The 17,107-nt window shown below is 67.2% G+C and carries 16 protein-coding genes and 1 riboswitch; of the genes, 8 read left to right on the top strand and 8 right to left on the bottom strand.

The annotated features are described in order from the left end of the window. Positions 1–80 precede the first annotated feature (80 nt). From BMZ97_RS12345 to BMZ97_RS12375, 7 genes are all read left to right on the top strand, one after another. On the top strand, positions 81–3,536 hold the full coding sequence (locus BMZ97_RS12345) for a chromosome segregation SMC family protein (protein WP_092169532.1): 3,456 nt from the start codon (positions 81–83) through the stop codon (positions 3,534–3,536). A 222-nt stretch (positions 3,537–3,758) separates the two neighbouring features. Then, positions 3,759–4,109, top strand: coding sequence for an AtpZ/AtpI family protein (locus BMZ97_RS12350; protein WP_092169535.1), 351 nt, complete (start codon positions 3,759–3,761; stop codon positions 4,107–4,109). 44 nt (positions 4,110–4,153) lie between these two features. Beyond that, a complete protein-coding gene (locus BMZ97_RS12355) occupies positions 4,154–4,918 on the top strand; it encodes a F0F1 ATP synthase subunit A (protein WP_092169537.1) in 765 nt (254 codons plus the stop codon). 63 nt (positions 4,919–4,981) lie between these two features. After that, a complete protein-coding gene (locus BMZ97_RS12360) occupies positions 4,982–5,209 on the top strand; it encodes a F0F1 ATP synthase subunit C (RefSeq protein WP_056707584.1) in 228 nt (75 codons plus the stop codon). A 131-nt stretch (positions 5,210–5,340) separates the two neighbouring features. Further along, entirely contained in the window at positions 5,341–5,898 is a 558-nt protein-coding gene (locus BMZ97_RS12365; RefSeq protein WP_244546378.1) for a F0F1 ATP synthase subunit B family protein, read from the top strand. A gap of 11 nt (positions 5,899–5,909) precedes the next feature. Further along, positions 5,910–6,386: a F0F1 ATP synthase subunit B family protein gene (locus BMZ97_RS12370; RefSeq protein ID WP_092169542.1), complete on the top strand. Its 477-nt coding sequence runs from the start codon at positions 5,910–5,912 to the stop codon at positions 6,384–6,386. Positions 6,387–6,486: 100 nt separating this feature from the next. Further along, positions 6,487–7,314, top strand: coding sequence for a dienelactone hydrolase family protein (locus BMZ97_RS12375; RefSeq protein WP_092169545.1), 828 nt, complete (start codon positions 6,487–6,489; stop codon positions 7,312–7,314). A 184-nt stretch (positions 7,315–7,498) separates the two neighbouring features. Here the strand turns inward: BMZ97_RS12375 and BMZ97_RS12380 are convergent, their stop codons facing one another. The 8 genes from BMZ97_RS12380 to BMZ97_RS12415 form a co-directional block, all read right to left on the bottom strand. After that, positions 7,499–8,785 (bottom strand): L,D-transpeptidase family protein, encoded by a 1,287-nt coding sequence (locus tag BMZ97_RS12380; protein ID WP_092169547.1) that lies wholly within the window; start codon positions 8,783–8,785, stop codon positions 7,499–7,501. A 200-nt stretch (positions 8,786–8,985) separates the two neighbouring features. Then, positions 8,986–10,560, bottom strand: a complete 1,575-nt coding sequence (gene gcvPB, locus BMZ97_RS12385) for an aminomethyl-transferring glycine dehydrogenase subunit GcvPB (RefSeq protein WP_092169550.1) — start codon at positions 10,558–10,560, stop codon at positions 8,986–8,988. A gap of 15 nt (positions 10,561–10,575) precedes the next feature. Further along, positions 10,576–11,232, bottom strand: a complete 657-nt coding sequence (locus tag BMZ97_RS12390) for a hypothetical protein (protein ID WP_092169553.1) — start codon at positions 11,230–11,232, stop codon at positions 10,576–10,578. A gap of 43 nt (positions 11,233–11,275) precedes the next feature. After that, positions 11,276–12,616: an aminomethyl-transferring glycine dehydrogenase subunit GcvPA gene (gene gcvPA, locus BMZ97_RS12395; protein ID WP_092169555.1), complete on the bottom strand. Its 1,341-nt coding sequence runs from the start codon at positions 12,614–12,616 to the stop codon at positions 11,276–11,278. Between the two features lie 124 nt (positions 12,617–12,740). Then, the gene (gcvH, locus tag BMZ97_RS12400; RefSeq protein WP_092169557.1) at positions 12,741–13,115 is read right to left on the bottom strand and encodes a glycine cleavage system protein GcvH; all 375 of its coding nucleotides are present in this window, start codon (positions 13,113–13,115) and stop codon (positions 12,741–12,743) included. 29 nt (positions 13,116–13,144) lie between these two features. Further along, positions 13,145–14,308, bottom strand: a complete 1,164-nt coding sequence (gene gcvT, locus BMZ97_RS12405) for a glycine cleavage system aminomethyltransferase GcvT (protein WP_092169560.1) — start codon at positions 14,306–14,308, stop codon at positions 13,145–13,147. 162 nt (positions 14,309–14,470) lie between these two features. Next, positions 14,471–14,570: riboswitch (glycine riboswitch) on the bottom strand. Positions 14,571–14,684: 114 nt separating this feature from the next. Continuing rightward, a complete protein-coding gene (locus tag BMZ97_RS12410) occupies positions 14,685–15,320 on the bottom strand; it encodes a hypothetical protein (RefSeq protein WP_092169563.1) in 636 nt (211 codons plus the stop codon). Continuing rightward, positions 15,317–15,808, bottom strand: a complete 492-nt coding sequence (locus BMZ97_RS12415; protein WP_244546432.1) for an invasion associated locus B family protein — start codon at positions 15,806–15,808, stop codon at positions 15,317–15,319. Before BMZ97_RS12415 ends, BMZ97_RS12410 begins: the two co-directional genes overlap by 4 nt. Positions 15,809–16,224: 416 nt before the next feature. On the opposite strand from BMZ97_RS12415, the gene coxB reads away from it, so the two are divergent. Beyond that, positions 16,225–17,070, top strand: coding sequence for a cytochrome c oxidase subunit II (coxB, locus tag BMZ97_RS12420; protein ID WP_244546433.1), 846 nt, complete (start codon positions 16,225–16,227; stop codon positions 17,068–17,070). Positions 17,071–17,107 lie beyond the last annotated feature (37 nt).

Here is a 17,107-nt window from a genome sequence, read left to right on the forward strand (position 1 = left end):
CCTATGATGGATCCCGGATCAGCGCCGCTTCGCGGCTTGTCCGGGATGACGGCCGCAGATGTGGGACGGGGCGCGCGCTCATGCAGCTGACGCGCCTCAAGCTCACCGGCTTCAAGACCTTCGTCGAGCCGACGGAGTTTCTGATCGAGCCGGGGCTGACCGGCATCGTCGGCCCCAATGGCTGCGGCAAGTCCAATCTCGTCGAAGCCCTGCGCTGGGTGATGGGCGAAAGCTCGTTCAAGAACATGCGCGGCTCGGGGATGGACGATGTCATCTTCGGCGGCTCGAATGAGCGCCCCGGCCGCAACATGGCCGAAGTCGCCCTCACCCTCGACAATACCGACCGCAGGGCGCCCGCCGCCTTCAACGAGACCGATGTCCTCGAAGTCACTCGCCGGATCGAGCGCGAGGAAGGCTCGACCTATCGCGTCAACGGCAAGGAGGTGCGCGCCAAGGATGTGCAACTCCTGTTCGCCGATGCCGCGACCGGCGCACGCTCGCCCGCTCTCGTGCGGCAAGGGCAGATCAGCGAGATCATCTCGGCCAAGCCGCAATCGCGCCGGCGCATCCTCGAGGACGCTGCCGGCATCGCCGGCCTGCACAGCCGCCGCCACGAAGCCGAACTGCGCCTGCGCGGAGCCGAGGAGAATCTGACGCGGCTCGAAGACGTTCTCGGCGAGATCGACGGGCAGATCGAGGCGCTGCAGCGCCAGGCGCGGCAGGCCGGGCGCTATCGCAGCCTGGCCGCCGATATCCGCCGGGCGGAAGCCGTGCTGGCGCTGATCGCCCATCACGAGGCGCGCCTGCACGAAGCGCAGGGCGAGCGCGCGCTGGAGGCGGCCGTGCGCGGCGTCGCCGAGCAGACCGGCATCCAGGCGGAAGCGGCGCGAATGCAGGCTGTCGCGGCACATGCGTTGCCGGCTTTGCGCGAAGCAGAGGCTGCGGCGGCCGCGACGCTGGTGCGGCTCAAGCGCGGCCTCGACGAGATTGAGGCCGCCAACCGCCGCGCCAAGCAGCGCGGCGAGGAACTCGGCCGGCGATTGACCGAGCTTCAGGGCGATCTCGCCCGGCAGGAGAACGTCGCGCGCGATGCGAGCGGAAGCCTGTCGCGGCTGGCGGAAGAGGATGACGAGCTGGCGCGCGAGGGCGCTGGCGCCGCCGCCAGCGCCGAGGCGGCAACGGCCAGCCTCTCCGAGACGGAAGCCGCCCTTGCCGCGGCCGAGACGGAGCATGCCGCTGCGCAAGCGCGTCTCTCCGATCTCGGCGCGCGGCGCGGCGCGCTCGAACGCGCCTTGCGCGAGGCGCGCGAGCGCGTCACCAGAGCCTCGGGCGAGCGCGACCGGCTCTTGCGCGACCAGGCTGCGCTCGACGCCGCAACCGCCTCGACGCCGCTGGCGGCGCTGCGGGAGGCGGTCACGACCGGCGAGGCTGCGATGGGCGAGGCCGACGCCCGGGCCAATGCCGCACGCGGCGCGCTTGCGGCCGCCCGAGAGCGCGAGACGCAATTGCGCGCTCCGCTGGCCGAAGCCGACCGCAAGGCGCAGCGGCTGGAAACCGAGATCAAGACCTTGCAGAAGCTGCTCGCGCCAGCGACCGGCGATCTCTGGCCGGCGATCATCGAAGCGATCAGCGTCGCCAAGGGCTATGAGACCGCGCTCGGCGCGGCGCTGGGGGATGATCTCGACGCCGCCACTGAGGCCTCCGCGCCGACGCATTGGCGCGACACCGGCCCGGGCGGGGACGACCCAGCCTTGCCTGCCGGCGTCGAGGCGCTGGGCCGGCAGGTGCGCGGCCCCGCCGCGCTGAAGCGCCGGCTCGCGCAGATCGGCATCGTGGCGCGCACTGACGGCGCGCAGCTGCGCGATCAGCTCAAGCCCGGCCAGCGGCTGGTCTCACGTGAAGGCGATATCTGGCGCTGGGATGGCTTCACCAGCGCCGCCGAGGCGCCCTCCCCGGCAGCGCGCCGCCTCGCCGAGAAGAACCGCCTCGGCGATCTCGAACGCGAAGCCCAGGCCGCGCGCGAGGCGGCGGAAACCGCGCGGGACGGGCTCGATGCGGCGACGAACGAAGCCAAGGCCGCCGCCCAGGTCGAAACCGCGGCGCTCGAAGCCGTGCGCATGGCGCGGCGCGGGCTCGACCAGGCGCGTGAACAGCTCGCCGCCGCCGAGCGCAAGGCCAGCGAGACAGCCGCAAGGCGCTCGGCGCTGAGCGAGGCGATCGAACGCCTCGGCCAGACCATCACTGAAGCGACGGCGCAGGCGGCCGGCCATGAAGAGGCATACGCTGCGCTCGCGCCATCGACCGATCTCGAAACCGTGCTGCTGAGGGCGCGCGTCGAGCTGGGCGAACGGCGTGTCGCAGCCTCCGATGCGCGGGCGCGGGTCCAGACCCTGGCGCGCGAGGCGGAGCTGCGCACGAAGCGGCGCGCCGCCATCGCGCAGGATGTCGCGGCCTGGCAGCAGCGCGCCGCCACCTCCAGCCAGACGGCCGAGGAGACCAGGCGCCGCATCGAGACGGTCTCGGCCGAGCAGAAGGCGCTGCTGGAGGCGCCCGACACCTTCCTGGTCGAGCGTCGCCGAATCGTCGCCGAGATCGAAACCGCCGAGGCCGGCCGGCGCGAGGCGGCCGACAGCCTCGCTAAGGCGGAAACCGCCCTGACTGACGCCGACCGCCAGGCGCGGGCCGCGCTCGAAGGCCTGGCCGGCGCGCGCGAATTGCGCGCCTCGGCAGAGGCCAGGCTCGAGGCTGCCCGCCAGCGCGTCTCCGACGTGGCGCGCCAGATCGAGGACGGGCTGGAGACGACGCTCTCCGAACTGCAGGGGCTGACCGGGCTGAAGCCCGGCGAGGACCTGCCCGCGCAGGGCGCCGTCGAAAGCCGCCTCGCCGGCCTCAAGGGCGAACGCGAGCGGCTCGGCGCCGTCAATCTGCGCGCCGAGGACGAGCTCTCCGAGATCAAGGCCAAGCGTGAGGGCATGACGGGCGAGCGCGACGATCTGAGCGAGGCGATCCGGCGCCTGCGCCAGGCGATCGGTGCCTTGAACCGCGAGGGGCGCGAGCGCCTGCTCGCCGCCTTCGAGATCGTCAACGAGCAGTTCCAGCGCCTGTTCAACGTGCTGTTCGGCGGCGGCACGGCCGAGCTGAAGCTGGTCGATTCCGAGGACCCGCTGGAGGCGGGGCTGGAAATCTTCGCCCGCCCGCCCGGCAAGAAGCCGCAAGTGATGACGCTGCTCTCGGGCGGCGAGCAGGCCCTGACCGCAACCGCGCTGATCTTCGCCGTGTTCCTGACAAACCCCTCGCCGATCTGCGTGCTCGACGAGGTCGATGCGCCGCTCGACGACGCCAATGTCGAGCGCTATTGCGACCTGCTCGACGAGATGGCGCGCAATACACAGACGCGCTTCATCCTGATCACCCACAACCCGATCACCATGGCCCGGATGGACCGGCTCTTCGGCGTCACCATGGCCGAGCGCGGCGTCAGCCAGATGGTCTCCGTCGACCTCGCGACCGCCGAACGCATCCGCGAGGCCGGTTGAAAAATTGCCACAATCGACGCGGCAATGCGGCAAGAATGTCGCATCTCGCCTGAATTTATAAATATTCCAATACCTTAAGCCACTTTGCCCTGCCTTGACAGGGCGGGGACCGGGCAATAAAGGAGGCCGTGCTGACGACGGCTCGATGCGCGGGTCTGGACAGGGATAGAGTGGTTTTTCACCGGATCGTGGCCATTTCGCGATCAGGGAGGGATCATCGCCATGTCGGAACCTGACAAAAGCGCCTCAGATACGGAGTTGCGCGCAAGACTGGACTCTTTGAAGTCCGCCATCGGGCGGGCAGAGGAGAGTGAAAAGCCGGGCGCAAGTCCGGCTGGGAAGGACAAGGCGCTTGCGGGCGCGATGTCTTCCGGATTTCGCGCAGCAACCGATCTCGCAGGCGGCATCATCGCGGGCGCCCTTCTCGGGTTCCTCGGAGACCGGTGGCTCGGAACGTCTCCGTTCCTGCTGATCGCCTTCCTGGCGCTTGGCACCATCGCCGGTTTTCGTTCCGCTTATCGGCTCGGCGTGCGTCCGACCTCAGGGTCTCAGGACGACGCGGCGAAGAAATAACCGAAGAGGCAGCCATGCGGGCTGCGCGACGAGGGGCTTGAGACATGGCGGCTGGCGGCGGAATCGATCCGATCCACCAATTCGAGATCCATCCGATCGTGGGCCTGCGCCCCTTCGGGCTCGACCTGTCGTTCACCAATTCCTCGCTGCTGATGGTCCTGATCGTGGGCGTCGTCTCGCTGGTCATGATCTATGGCTCGAGCCAGCGCGCCACCGTGCCCGGCCGCCTGCAGTCGCTCGCCGAGATCGCCTATGAATTCGTCGCCTCGACCGTCACAGGCGTGATGGGCAAGGACGGCATGCGCTTCTTCCCCTTCGTCTTCTCGCTCTTCATGTTCGTGCTGACGGCGAACCTGCTCGGCATGGTCCCGAGCTCCTTCACCGTCACCAGCCACATCATCGTCACCGCCGCCTTCGCCTTCCTCGTCATCGGCGTCGTGCTGGTCTATGGCATCATCAAGCATGGCAGCCATTTCTTCGGCTTGTTCGTGCCATCGGGCGTTCCCGGCTGGCTCCTGCCCTTCATGGTGCTGATCGAGGCGATTTCCTTCGTCTCGCGGCCGATCTCGCTCTCCTTGCGTCTGTTCGGCAACATGCTGGCCGGCCACATCGCGCTCAAGGTCTTCGGCGGCTTCGTCGTCGCGCTGACCACGGGCGCGGGCTTGCTCGGTTATGTCATCGCGCCTCTGCCGCTGCTGCTCGCCGTCGCGCTCACCGCGCTCGAGTTCCTCGTCGCTTTCCTGCAGGCCTATGTCTTCGCGATCCTGACCTGCGTCTATCTCAACGATGCTCTGCATCCGGGCCACTGAGCCCAGAGCCGAGATCGCGAGAGTTCACCCACCCGCTCAAGCTTTTCACACCGGAGAAAGACTATGGATCCTGTTGCAGCCAAGTATCTCGGCGCTGGCCTCGCCTGCCTCGGAATGGGCCTCGCCGCCATCGGCGTCGGCAGCATTTTCGGCAACTTCCTCTCGGGCGCGCTGCGCAACCCTTCGGCCGCCGACGGCCAGTTCGGTCGCGCCTTCATCGGCGCGGCGCTCGCGGAAGGTCTCGGCATCTTCTGCTTCGTCGTCGCGCTCGTCCTGATGTTCGTGCTCTGACGCACGCATCTTACGTCGCCTTGTCGAACTCCGGCGCGTCTCGCGGCGCCGGAGTGCCGGCATCACTGCTCTTCCGGCTGAAAGGCATTGCCATGCCGTTTCGTTCTGCAACTGTCTTCGGACGAGGACTGGTGGCTTCCGCTGCCCTGCTCGCGGCCGGTGCGGCCCAGGCCGCGGCAGAGCACGGCGCCAAGGCCTCCTTCCCGCCCTTCGATGCCAGGACCTTCGCCGGACAGCTCTTCTGGCTGGCGATCACGTTTGGAGCCCTCTACTGGCTGATGTCGAGGGTCGCTCTGCCGCGCGTCGGCGCCATCCTGGAAGAGCGGGCGGGCACGATCTCGCGCGATCTCGACCAGGCTGCACGGATGCAGGCGAAGGCCGAGGAAACCTCCCAGGCCTATGAGAAAGCCCTCACCGAGGCCCGCAAGAACGCGCAGTCGATCGCGCAGGCTTCCCGCGACGCCGGCACCAAGGCGTCGGATGAGCGTCGCCGCTCGGTCGAGGCCGAACTCACCGCCAAGCTCGACAAGGCGGAAGCCGCCATCGCCAGCACCAAGTCGAAGGCGATGTCCAATGTCCGCGGCCTCGGCAGCGAAGTCGCGGTTGCGATCGTGACCAAGTTGACGGGTCAGGCTCCCAGCACGGCTGAGGCGTCCGACGCGGTCGATCAGGCCCTGGCGCAGGGCTGAGGAGAGATCAGATGGATACCTTCTGGGTCGGCGTCGCCCTCGTCATCTTCCTGGGCCTGCTCGCCAAATTCGGCGTGCACAAGAAAATCACCGCCGCGCTCGATTCGCGCGGCGAGATGGTCGCCCGTGAACTGGCCGAGGCCCGCCGCTTGCGGCAGGACGCCGAAAAGCTGCTTGCCGAGTACGAAGCCAAGCGCAAGGCCGCCGAAGCGGAGGCCGCCAGCATCATCGCCGCGGCCAATGACGAGGCCAAGCGTCTCGCTTCCGAGGCGGAGGCCAAGCTGAACGAGTTCGTCACCCGCCGCACCAAATCGGCGGAGGACAAGATCGCTCAGGCCGAGATCCAGGCGGAGGCCGAGGTTCGCGCCGCCGCCGCCGAGGCCGCGACCCGCGCTGCCGAGGCCATCCTGCGTGGACAGATGGCCGGAAAGGCCGGCGAGGCCGCCTTCTCGACCGGCCTGCAAGAGGTCAAGGCCAAGCTGAACTGAGTTCATCTCGGCCCGCCATCAAATCGACGCCGCGATCCCCTGGGATCGCGGCGTTTTTCTTTGGCCCGCCCGCCTTGGGCCTTCAGGAGGCTTCCGTTCCATGATGCCGCTGCTTCGGACCACTCTTCTCGCCAGCACTCTCCTCGTTGGTCCTGCCAGCCTGGGCCTCACCGGCTCGGCATTCGCGATGGAGCAGGTCAACTTCCCCTCGCGCGACGGCACCCTCCTGACGGGCTGGCTCGCCAAGCCGGCCGGCGCAGGGCCCTTCCCGACCGTCGTCGCCATGCATGGCTGCGCCGGCCTCTGGACGCGCTCCGGCAGAATGAATGCGCGCGAGACCGACTGGAGCCAGCGCCTCAACGCTGCCGGCTACGCCGTGCTGCTGCCCGACAGTTTTCGCCCGCGCGGATTATCCTCGCTCTGCAATGATCGCGACCGCGCACTGACCCCTGCCGGCCGCACCAAGGATGCCTTCGGTGCCAGCGACTGGCTGGCGCAGCAGCCCTTCGTCGCGGCCGGGCGCCCCAGCCTGATCGGCTGGTCGAATGGCGGCTCAACGGTGCTGCGCGTCGCTGGCGACGCCGCTGCAGCCGGCGCTGGCGGGTTTCGCAAGGTGATCGCCTTCTATCCGGGCTGCCGCGTGATCTTGCAGCGCGGCTGGAGCGCCAAGGTGCCGACCACGATCCTGCAGGGGCTCGCCGACGACTGGACCCCGGCCGCCCCCTGCCAGGAATTGGCGCAGCGCGGCGGCGCGCAGTTCGCCGGCTTTGCCGGTGCCTATCACGATTTCGACCATCCCGACCTGCCGCTGCGCGAGCGCAACGCCGCCTTCTCGCAGCGCCCGGACGGCAAGGTCACGATCGGCACGAATCCGGAGGCGCGCCAGCAGGCGATCAGCGCCGTGATGGCGATCCTGGCCGCGCCTTAGAGCATCGGCTACGCTCAAGTGGAATCAGAAGGCAGTCATCCCGGACAAGCCGCGCCAGCGGCGCTGATCCGGGATCCATTCCCGAGCGCCGCTTGTCGAGGCTCAGGAATGGATCCCGGGTCTACGCTTCGCTACGCCCGGGATGACGGCGTGTTTCCAAACCAAGACGGCATGTCGAAGCCCCTCAGTTGACGGCGGTCGCCGTCGTCGCGGGAGCCGGCTTCGCTGCGACGGGCTTGGCCGGCACAGCGCCAGCAGGCTTGGCTTCGAGCTTCTGGGCGGGAACCAGAGGCGGCGTCTTAGGCTTGGGCTTGCGCGCCACGATCGTCGAGGTGGCGATGCCCTGCGGCGTGTCGAGGCCGTAGATGTCCTCACGGAACTGGACGAGCCCATCGCCCGACTGCCAGCCGGTGAGATAGACCCAGGCGACCGGCACCGATTTCTTCAGGGGAATGTTCTTGCGCTCGTTCTTGGCGATCTCGGCCTCGATCGCCGGTTGCGTCCATTCCGTGCCTTCGAGCAGCCAGGCGGCGAGGTCGCGAACGCCCTCGATACGGGCGCAGCCCGACGAGTTGAAGCGTACATCGTTGCGAAACAGCGTCTTCTTCGGCGTGTCGTGCATGTAGACCGCCTCGGAATTTGGCATATCAATCTTGAGCTGACCCAGCGAGTTCGTCGGCCCCGGCTCCTGTCGCACGGTGAAATAGGGCGACTTCAGGCTTGCCCAGTTCACGCTCGCGGGGTCGATTTCCTTGTTCTCGGCGCCCAGCAGCTTCATGTTCGACTTGGTGATGAAGCCCGGATCCTGCCGCATATGGGGGATGATGTCGGCCTTCACGATCGAGGTCGGCACCGTCCAGTAGGGGTTGAGGTTCACCGAGGTGATGTTGGCCTGCAGCACCGGCGAGGGCCGGTCCGACCGCCCGACCACGGCAAGATGCCGGCGCTGGACGACGCCATTCTCCACCGCCTCGACGCTGGCGCCGGGGATGTTGACCACGACATAGCGCCCGGCAAAGGTGAAGCCGTTGCTCTTCAACCGCTCCAGCGTGGCGGTCAGCTGGTTCAGGCGCACCTCGACCGGCACGTTCATCGCCTTCAGCGTCAGCCGGCCGATCGTGCCGAGATCCGACAGGCCATGGCGAAGCTGGAAGCGCTTCACCGCGGCGACGACGGCCGCGTCATAGACATCGCCCGGCAGCGCTTCCGGAGCCAGATCCCCGCTCAGCATCAATCGCTGCTTCAGGATCGTGACATCGGGCCCTTGCGCATCGGGCTTCAGGTTCGAAGCCGAGCCCGGCACCTTGGGCCAGCCGCCGCGATTGGCGATGTCCTCATGCGCGATCAGCGCCTCGAGCGTGCGGTCATAGGTGTTGGGGCCGTAGCTCGGCTGCTCGGCGCGCGCGCCTGCCGCCCCCAGGAAAAGGGCGAAAGCAGCGGCGACGGAAATCTTGACGAAACGCACGGCCATGGAAGTGTCCCACAATGCGCCGAAGGCGCACCTCGGAAGCTTCCCTCCTATATGGTCAAGGAAGCCTTAAGGCCGGGTAGAGAATTACGTATCGGAACATTTCAGGGCGAGACCGCCCTTGCGCGCCAAGCCAGGCAACCCAAGGGTCGCCCGGCGGCCCCTGGATTGCTTCGTCGCCAGAATCCTCGCGATGACAAGGGCTATTCGGCCGCTTCGGCGATCGGCTGCGGCTTGACCCATTTCAGCACCGGCTGGCGCGCCGCGCGGGTTTCGTCGAGGCGGCGGATCGGGGCGTGATGGGGCGCTGCCGTGAAGCGCGTCTTGTCGTTGCCCTGCGCGGCCATGGCGAGGTCGCGCAGCGTCGCGATGAAGAGGTCGAGCGAGGCCTTCGATTCCGACTCTGTCGGCTCGATCAGCATCGCGCCATGCACGACGAGCGGGAAGTACACCGTCATCGGGTGATAGCCCTCGTCGATCATCGCCTTGGCGAAATCGAGCGTCGAGACGCCGGTGCCCTTGAGCCATTCGTCGTCGAACAAAGCCTCATGCATCGAGGGGTGGTCAGGGAAGGGCAGCGACATCAGGTCGGACAGGCCGGCGCGGATGTAGTTGGCGTTCAGCACCGCGTCCTCGGAGGCCTGCTTCATGCCGTCCGAACCGTGGCTGAGCATGTAGGCGAGCGCGCGGACATACATGCCCATCTGGCCATGGAAGGCTGTCATGCGGCCGAAGGGCTGGTTGCCGGCAGGCGCGTCGTCCTTGTTCTCGATCAGGCGCGGCTTGCCGCTCTCGATATGGATGAACGGCACCGGTGCATAAGGCGCAAGCCGCTGCGACAGCACGACCGGCCCCGCACCCGGCCCGCCGCCGCCATGGGGCGTTGAAAAGGTCTTGTGCAGGTTGATGTGCATGGCGTCGACGCCGAGATCGCCGGGCTTGGCCTTGCCGACGATGGCGTTGAAGTTGGCGCCATCGCAGTAGAAATAGGCGCCGGCCTCATGCATCGCGGCGGCGATCTCGACGATCTGCGGCTCGAAGATGCCGCAGGTGTTGGGGTTGGTCAGCATGATCGCGGCGATCTCGGGCCCGAGCAGCGCCTTGACGTCCTCGACTGCGACGGTGCCGTCCGGACGGGCCGGCACCGACTTCACGGAGAAGCCGATCAGGGCCGCAGTCGCCGGATTGGTGCCATGCGCCGATTCCGGCACGAGCACGACATTGCGGGTCGCGCCCTCGCCCTTGGCGGCAATGGCAGCCTTGATCGCCATCATGCCGCAGGCCTCGCCATGCGCGCCGGCCTTCGGTGAGAGCGCCACCGCCGGCATGCCGGTCAGCGTCATCAGATAGTGCGAGAGCTGCAGCATCACGTCGAGCGCGCCAGGCACGGTCGAGACCGGCTGGAGCGGGTGCACGTCGGAGAAGCCCGGCAGCCGCGCCATCTTCTCGTTCAGGCGGGCATTGTGCTTCATCGTGCAGGAGCCGAGCGGGAAGAGCCCGGTGTCGATGCCGTAATTCTTCTGGCTGAGGCGGACATAATGGCGCATCGCCTCGGGCTCGGAGAGACCGGGCAGGCCGATGCCGTCCTTGCGCGCATGCTTGCCCAGGCGCGACTTGAACGGCGCGGGCGCATCGATATCGACGCCCGTCGTCTCGTGATGGCCGATCTCGAAGATCAGCGGCTCGATCTGCTGCAGAGCCTTGTTGCCGGTGAAGGTGGCGTGCTGCTCGCTGGCAGCCTCGCCGGCCTGGGTGGGACGTCCCTGACGATTGAGCATGGTGTTTATGTCCGATCAGCGAAACTTGTAGGCGAATGAGAGCATCGAGTTGAGGCCGTCGCGCGCTTCCGCCGCGTCGAGCCCGATCGAAACGAAATACTGTACGAGGCGATTGATCCCGGCCTGATCGCCGGGACCATTTGGTGGCGCCTGGCCGGCGAGCTTGGCGCAGATCACCCAGCTCATGGTGCGCCGCTCGCGCTGCTGGTTGGCGTAGAAGCGCGGATCCGAGGCAGCCTTCTCGAACAGCCGGCCCCAATCCTGATTGGCGGCCGCCGGAATCGCCTCGATGCGGATGAAGGTCGAATCCTGCGGGCTTCTGGCGCGGTTGAGCAGATGGTCGACATCGAAGCCGGCAAGCTCGGCGGATGTCGCCCTGACGCCATAGGCTTCGCGAATGAACGCCAGATAGGCGGAGCGATAACCGGAATAACGCGCCGCGACCCAACAGCTCGCCTGCGTATCGGGATCACCGGCCCTGGTCACCATCGCGACATTGCGTTCATCGCGCCGGCCGACTCCGCTGGCCATGCCGGCCTCGCCGGCATCCGAGATGAAGACCAGCCCCGGCAGGGCGCCCGGCGACTCGACCTGCACCTGCACAAGCGGGCTGCGCACCCACGAGGCTATGAGCGCGCGCTGGCGGCGGGCGATGATGGCGTGCAGGGACATGAAGAGCCGTTCCTTCCGTTAAACGTCCGAAAACCTCTAAACGTCAGAGAACCTCGCGCAGCCGCGCGACGAAGGCGTCACGATCGTCATCCGTATTCACTTCGGTGTTCGCCACGATCAGCAGATCGTCGAGCCCTGCTCCCGGCAACAGCCGCGAGACCGGCACGCCGGCGAGCACGCCCTTTTCGGCCAGCGCCTCGACCACCTCGGCGGCCGGCTTGGAGAGCTTCACGGTGAACTCGTTGAAGAAGCTCTCGTTCAGCACCGTGACGCCCTTCAGCCCGGCAAGCATATCGGCGAGCTTGACCGCGTTGGCGTGGTTGACCTCGGCCAACCGCGACAGCCCGGCCTGGCCGAGCAGCGTCATGTGGATGGTGAAGGCGAGCACGCAGAGGCCGGAATTGGTGCAGATGTTCGAGGTCGCCTTGTCCCGGCGGATATGCTGCTCTCGGGTCGAAAGCGTCAGCACGAAGCCGCGCTGGCCGTCGGCGTCCACCGTCTCGCCGCAGAGCCGGCCCGGCATCTGCCGGACATATTTCGACTTGGCGGCGAAGAGCCCGACATAGGGGCCGCCGAAATTCAACGCGTTGCCGATCGACTGGCCTTCGCCGACGACGATGTCGGCCCCCATCTCGCCAGGCGAGGTGATCGCGCCCAGCGAAACCACCTCGGTCACGACCGCGATCAGCAAGGCGCCATGGGCCTGCGCCTTCGCGGCGATCGGGGCGAGGTCGCGCAGATTTCCGAAGACGTCGGGCGATTGCACGACGACGCAGGAGGTCTCGTCGTCGATCTGGGCGAGGATGTCCTCAGTGGCCGCGACATCGGGCTTCAGCGCCACGACCTCGTCACTCGCCATCTCGGAGAGCGTCTTCACCACCTCGGCGTAATGCGGGTGCAGGCCGCCCGACAGCAGGGCCTTGCGGCGCTTGGTGACGCGGTGAGCCATCAGCACGGCTTCGCCGGTGCCGGTCGAGCCGTCATACATCGAGGCGTTGGCGACCTCCATGCCGGTGAGCGCCGCGACCTGGGTCTGGAACTCGAAGAGATATTGCAGCGTGCCCTGCGCGATCTCGGGCTGGTAGGGCGTATAGCTGGTCAGGAATTCCGAGCGCTGGATCAGGTGGTCCACCGTCGCCGGGACATGATGCTTATAGGCCCCGGCCCCCACGAAGAAGGCCACGGAGGAGGCCGCGATGCTCTTGGCCGCGATGCGCCCCATGATGCGCTCGACCTCGAGCTCACCCTTGGCGCGGGGCAGATCGAGCGGCGCGGTCAGGAGCTTGCCGGCCGGTACGTCGCTGAACAGCGCATCGACATCGGGAACGCCGATGCGGGCCAGCATGTCGAGCCGGTCGGTGTCGGTGAGGGGAAGGTAGCGCATGGGGAATTCCCTTGAATGGCGTCATGCTCGGGCTTGACCCGAGCATCTCGTGAACCAGAGACGTCTCGTCAGGAGATTCTCGGATCTCCGCTAGCTCCGTCCTGGAATGACGGAGCGCCGAGCCTCACAGCGTCTTGACGTAATCCTGGTACTCGGCCTCGCTCATCAAACCCTCGAGCTCGGCAGCGTTGCTGAGCTTGAGCTTGACGAACCAGCCCTTGCCGGCCGGATCCTCATTGACCGTGCCGGGCGAGGCCTCGAGCTCGCTGTTGACGGCGACGACCTCGCCGGAGACCGGCGCATAGACCTCGGACGCCGCCTTGACGCTCTCGACCACGGCCGCTTCGCCGCCCTTGGTCACGGCCTTGCCGATGGCGGGCAATTCGACGAAGACAACGTCGCCAAGCTGGGCCTGGGCGTAGTCGCTGATGCCGACCGTGCCGGTGTCACCCTCGATGCGGATATATTCGTGGTCCTTGGTGTAGCGGGTCTCGGCCATGGTCTTGTCTCCTGGAAAGGGAATCGGGATCAGCGCTTGTAGCGGTTGGGCACGAAGGGCATCGCGGCGACGACCGCCGGCAGCGGCTTGCCGCGCACGATCAGATCAAGCCGCGTGCCGGGAGCGGAATGCGCCTTGGCGACGTAGCCCATGGCGCAGGGCGCGTTCAGGGTCGGGCCAAAGCCGCCGGAGGTGACCTTTCCGACGATCTCGCCCTCGGGCGTGGCGATCTCTGCACCCTCGCGAGCCGGAGCGCGACCTTCCGGCAGCAGGCCGACGCGGACGCGCGCGGGCCCCTCTGCGAATTCGCGCTGGATGCGGGCAGCGCCGGGAAAGCCGCCCTCCTCGCGCCGGCGTTTCTGGATCGACCAGGTCAATGCGCCCTCGACCGGCGAGGTCGTGGTGTCGATGTCATGACCGTAGAGGCACAGGCCCGCCTCCAGCCTCAGCGAATCACGCGCGCCGAGCCCGATCGGCTTGACGCGGGCGTCGAGCAGCAGCGTGTCCCAGATCTCGCCGATCTTGCCCGCGGCAGCCGAGATCTCGTAGCCATCCTCCCCGGTATAGCCGGAGCGGCTGAGATTGGCCTTGATGCCGGCGACCTTCATGCTGCGCGAGGTCATGAAGCCCATCTCGGCGGCTTCGGGCGCGAGCACGGCCAGCGCCTCGGCGGCGGCTGGTCCCTGGATCGCGATCAGGCCGCGATGCTCGGCCCGGATCAGCTTCACATTGGCCGGCAGCCGCGCCTCGATATGGGCGTAGTCCTCGGTCTTGCAGGCGGCATTGACGACGAGATAGAGCGCGCCATCCTCATCGGGGTCGAGCGAGCGCGTCACCATCAGATCGTCGAGGATGCCGCCCTCCTCGTTCAGGAGCTGCGAATAACGCTGCTTGCCTGGGGCGAGATTGACGATGTCGGCGGGAATCAGGGCTTCCAGCGCGCGCGCCGTGGTCTCGTGATCGGGACCGACCAGGAATGCCTGGCCCATATGCGAGACATCGAAGAGCCCGGCCTTCTCACGCGTCCAGTTATGCTCGGTCAGGATGCCGCTGGGGTACTGCACCGGCATGTCGTAGCCGGCGAAAGGCACCATGCGGGCACCGAGCGCGACATGGCGGGAATGGAGTGCCGTCTTGAGCGATGGGGTCTCGGGCGATGCATGAGCAATCGCGGTATCGGCTTCGGCAGCCATGGAGGGCCCCTTCCAGAGTCAAGCGCAAGCCCCGGACGGAACTGTCCGGAGCGCGCCCCCTCTGTCTCGGAACCTGAGAGATTTCCCCATTCCGGCGTCGTCAGCCGGACAGGTTACACCCGTCGGTGGGCGGAATCGCTTCCGCCACTTTCCAGAGCGCCAACTCCCCTAGCGGTCCTTTTGCCTGAGCGTTTCCGGGGCGGTTGCGCCTTCGGCGCCGAATCCGGACAAGTCCGAACCCGGTCTCTCCCGCGGGGATGTGCGGCTGAAGGCAGACATACTGGAGGCAGCCCTTGAGTCAATCGGGCGACTGCCTTCTTTCGCGGCAAGCACCGCGATTTTCCACGCAGCGCTCATGTCTTCGCTCGAAGACGCCTTACCTGCGCCGCCTGTGGGCGGCCGGCGCGGCGCCAGCGGGCGAGAGGTCGACGGTGATCTCGACATCGCCGCGGCCGGGCGGAACCACGATGCCCTGCTCGACATAGGAGAAATCGACACCGCCCTGGCCGCTGGCGATCGTGCCGCCGACACGGGCCGAGCGGCGCGCCACCGAGGTCGTGCCGCGCGTGACCGTGGTCACCAGCGTCGCGTAATAGCTGCCGGGCGCGCCGGCGGGGCCGAGCAGCACGCGGCCTTCGACACCGACCTTGAGATTGTAGCCGCCATTGCCCGTCGCCGTGCATTCGCGCGCAACATTCAGAATCGAAATTTGATGGCGCAGGCTGCCGCTGTCGGGGCCAGACTGGGCACGCATCGCGGCGCCGCCATCGGCGATGATCACCTCCGGGCAGACCAGCGACTCTTCCTCGTCCTGGCGCTCCTTCTGGACCTCGCCTTGCGTCTTCGGCGGCGCCGGCGGCACGGTCGTGGACTGGAACATCACGACATTGCTGAATTTCTGGAACGCGCTCGGCTCTCCCGAGGAGGAGCCTGACGAGCCGCAGCCGGCGAGGCCGACACATAAGACAGGGAGAATCAGCCAGTGCGGCCGGCGGAATGTCGCGTCAATCACGGCAAGGTCTCCACGCCGGGGCCGAATCCGGAAAGCGAGACGGGGATGCCCACGCCTTCCTCCGGTGTCTGAAACACAATGAATGTGGCGCTTTTGCCGGTCTTGAGCTGGCCGAGCAACGCATCGTCCATCACCACCTCGGCGACGCAGCCGGTGGTCAGGCAACGCACGAAGCCGGCCCGGCCGATATCCTTGTCGTCGATCTTCAAGCCCAGCCCCGAGGGTAGGAGCACGCCCAGCGGCGCGACCACGCGCAACAGCCGGCTCTTCTGATCCGCCGTCTTGAGCACGATGACGAGCAGCGTCAGGTTCGGCCGGTCCTCGGCCGCGACATTCTGCACGAGCGCGCATTGCTCGGCCTTGGCGCCGGGCGGCACTTCGCAGCGCATCTGCCAGTCGCCATGCGTCGACTTGACCGCGCCCTGCGCCAGCGCAGCGCCGCTGACGCCGCAGGCGGCCAGCGCGGTCGCGAAGACGCGTCCGATCATCTTGCCCATTCCTGCCTAACCTCCAAACCGGCGCACGCCGCCGGGCGTGACGAATAAAGCAGCCGAATTCAGGCGAAAAGCCGGCCAGCGCCCCGGCGCGCGCCGCCCCCGCCAAATCATGCCCGTGTTGGGACCATGCAGACCCTGTCCTGTCAAGGCGAGAGCCCAAAGCCAAGCCCGCCGCGACATACGACCTCGCGCGATTATGCCGCACGGCATGCGTGGAAGGCCCGCATTGCCCCACTGGCGCAAGCGTGATCTTTGATTTATCGCAATGCCGAAGTGCAGGGTGGGCCGCTGGGTCGTAACCTTGTCGCACGGACGCCTTTCGATCAGGGCGTTCCGAAGCGGGCATGATGAGGAGCTAGGTCGGACCGATGCGATTTCTGAGCAGGACCCTTGCAACCGTGGCCGCCATGGCCCTTGCGGCCGGCGCGACAGCGCTCCTCCCCGACGCCGCCCTGGCCGGCACCGGGATGCCCAGCGACTGGCAGATGAATCTGCAGGGCCCGGCAACCGAGGTCTCCGAATACATTCACTGGTTCCACAACTGGCTGAACGTCATCATCTTCATCATCTCGATCTTCGTGCTCGGGCTCCTGGTCTATGTCGCCTGGCGCTTCAACGAGAAGGCGAACCCGGTTCCCTCGAAGACGACGCATCACGCGCTGCTCGAAGTCGCCTGGACGGTGATTCCGGTCCTGATCCTGGTCGTCATCGCGATCCCCTCCTTCCGCCTGCTCAAGCTGCAGCTTGAGATTCCGCAGGCCGACCTCACCGTGAAGGTCACCGGCAAGCAGTGGTACTGGTCCTATGAGTACCCGCAGGATGGCGGCGCCTTCGGCTTCGACTCGCTGATGCTGGACGAGAAGCAGCGCGCCGAGGCGATCAGCAGCAACAAGATTGCCGCCGCCGAGGCCCCGCGCCTGCTCGCCGTCGACAACGAGGCTGTGGTCCCGGTCGGCAAGATCGTGCGCATCCAGGTCACCGGCGCCGACGTGATCCACAAGTTCACGGTGCCGTCCTTCGGCATCAAGATCGACGCCATCCCCGGCCGCCTGAACGAGACCTGGTTCAAGGCCGACCGCGAGGGCATCTATTACGGCCAGTGCTCGTTCATCTGCGGGCAGAACCATTCCTACATGCCGATCGCCTTCCGGGTCGTCAGCGCCGAGAAATACGCCGCCTGGCTCGCCGATTCGAAGAAGAAGTTCGCCAATGCCGACGACGCGACCAACAAGGTCGCCGCCGCCGGCCAATAGGCACCGTTTTACGAACCGTTTGCCGCCCGGCCACTGC

This window comes from Allobosea sp. OK403 (genome assembly GCF_900113835.1).
GTDB lineage: Bacteria > Pseudomonadota > Alphaproteobacteria > Rhizobiales > Beijerinckiaceae > Allobosea.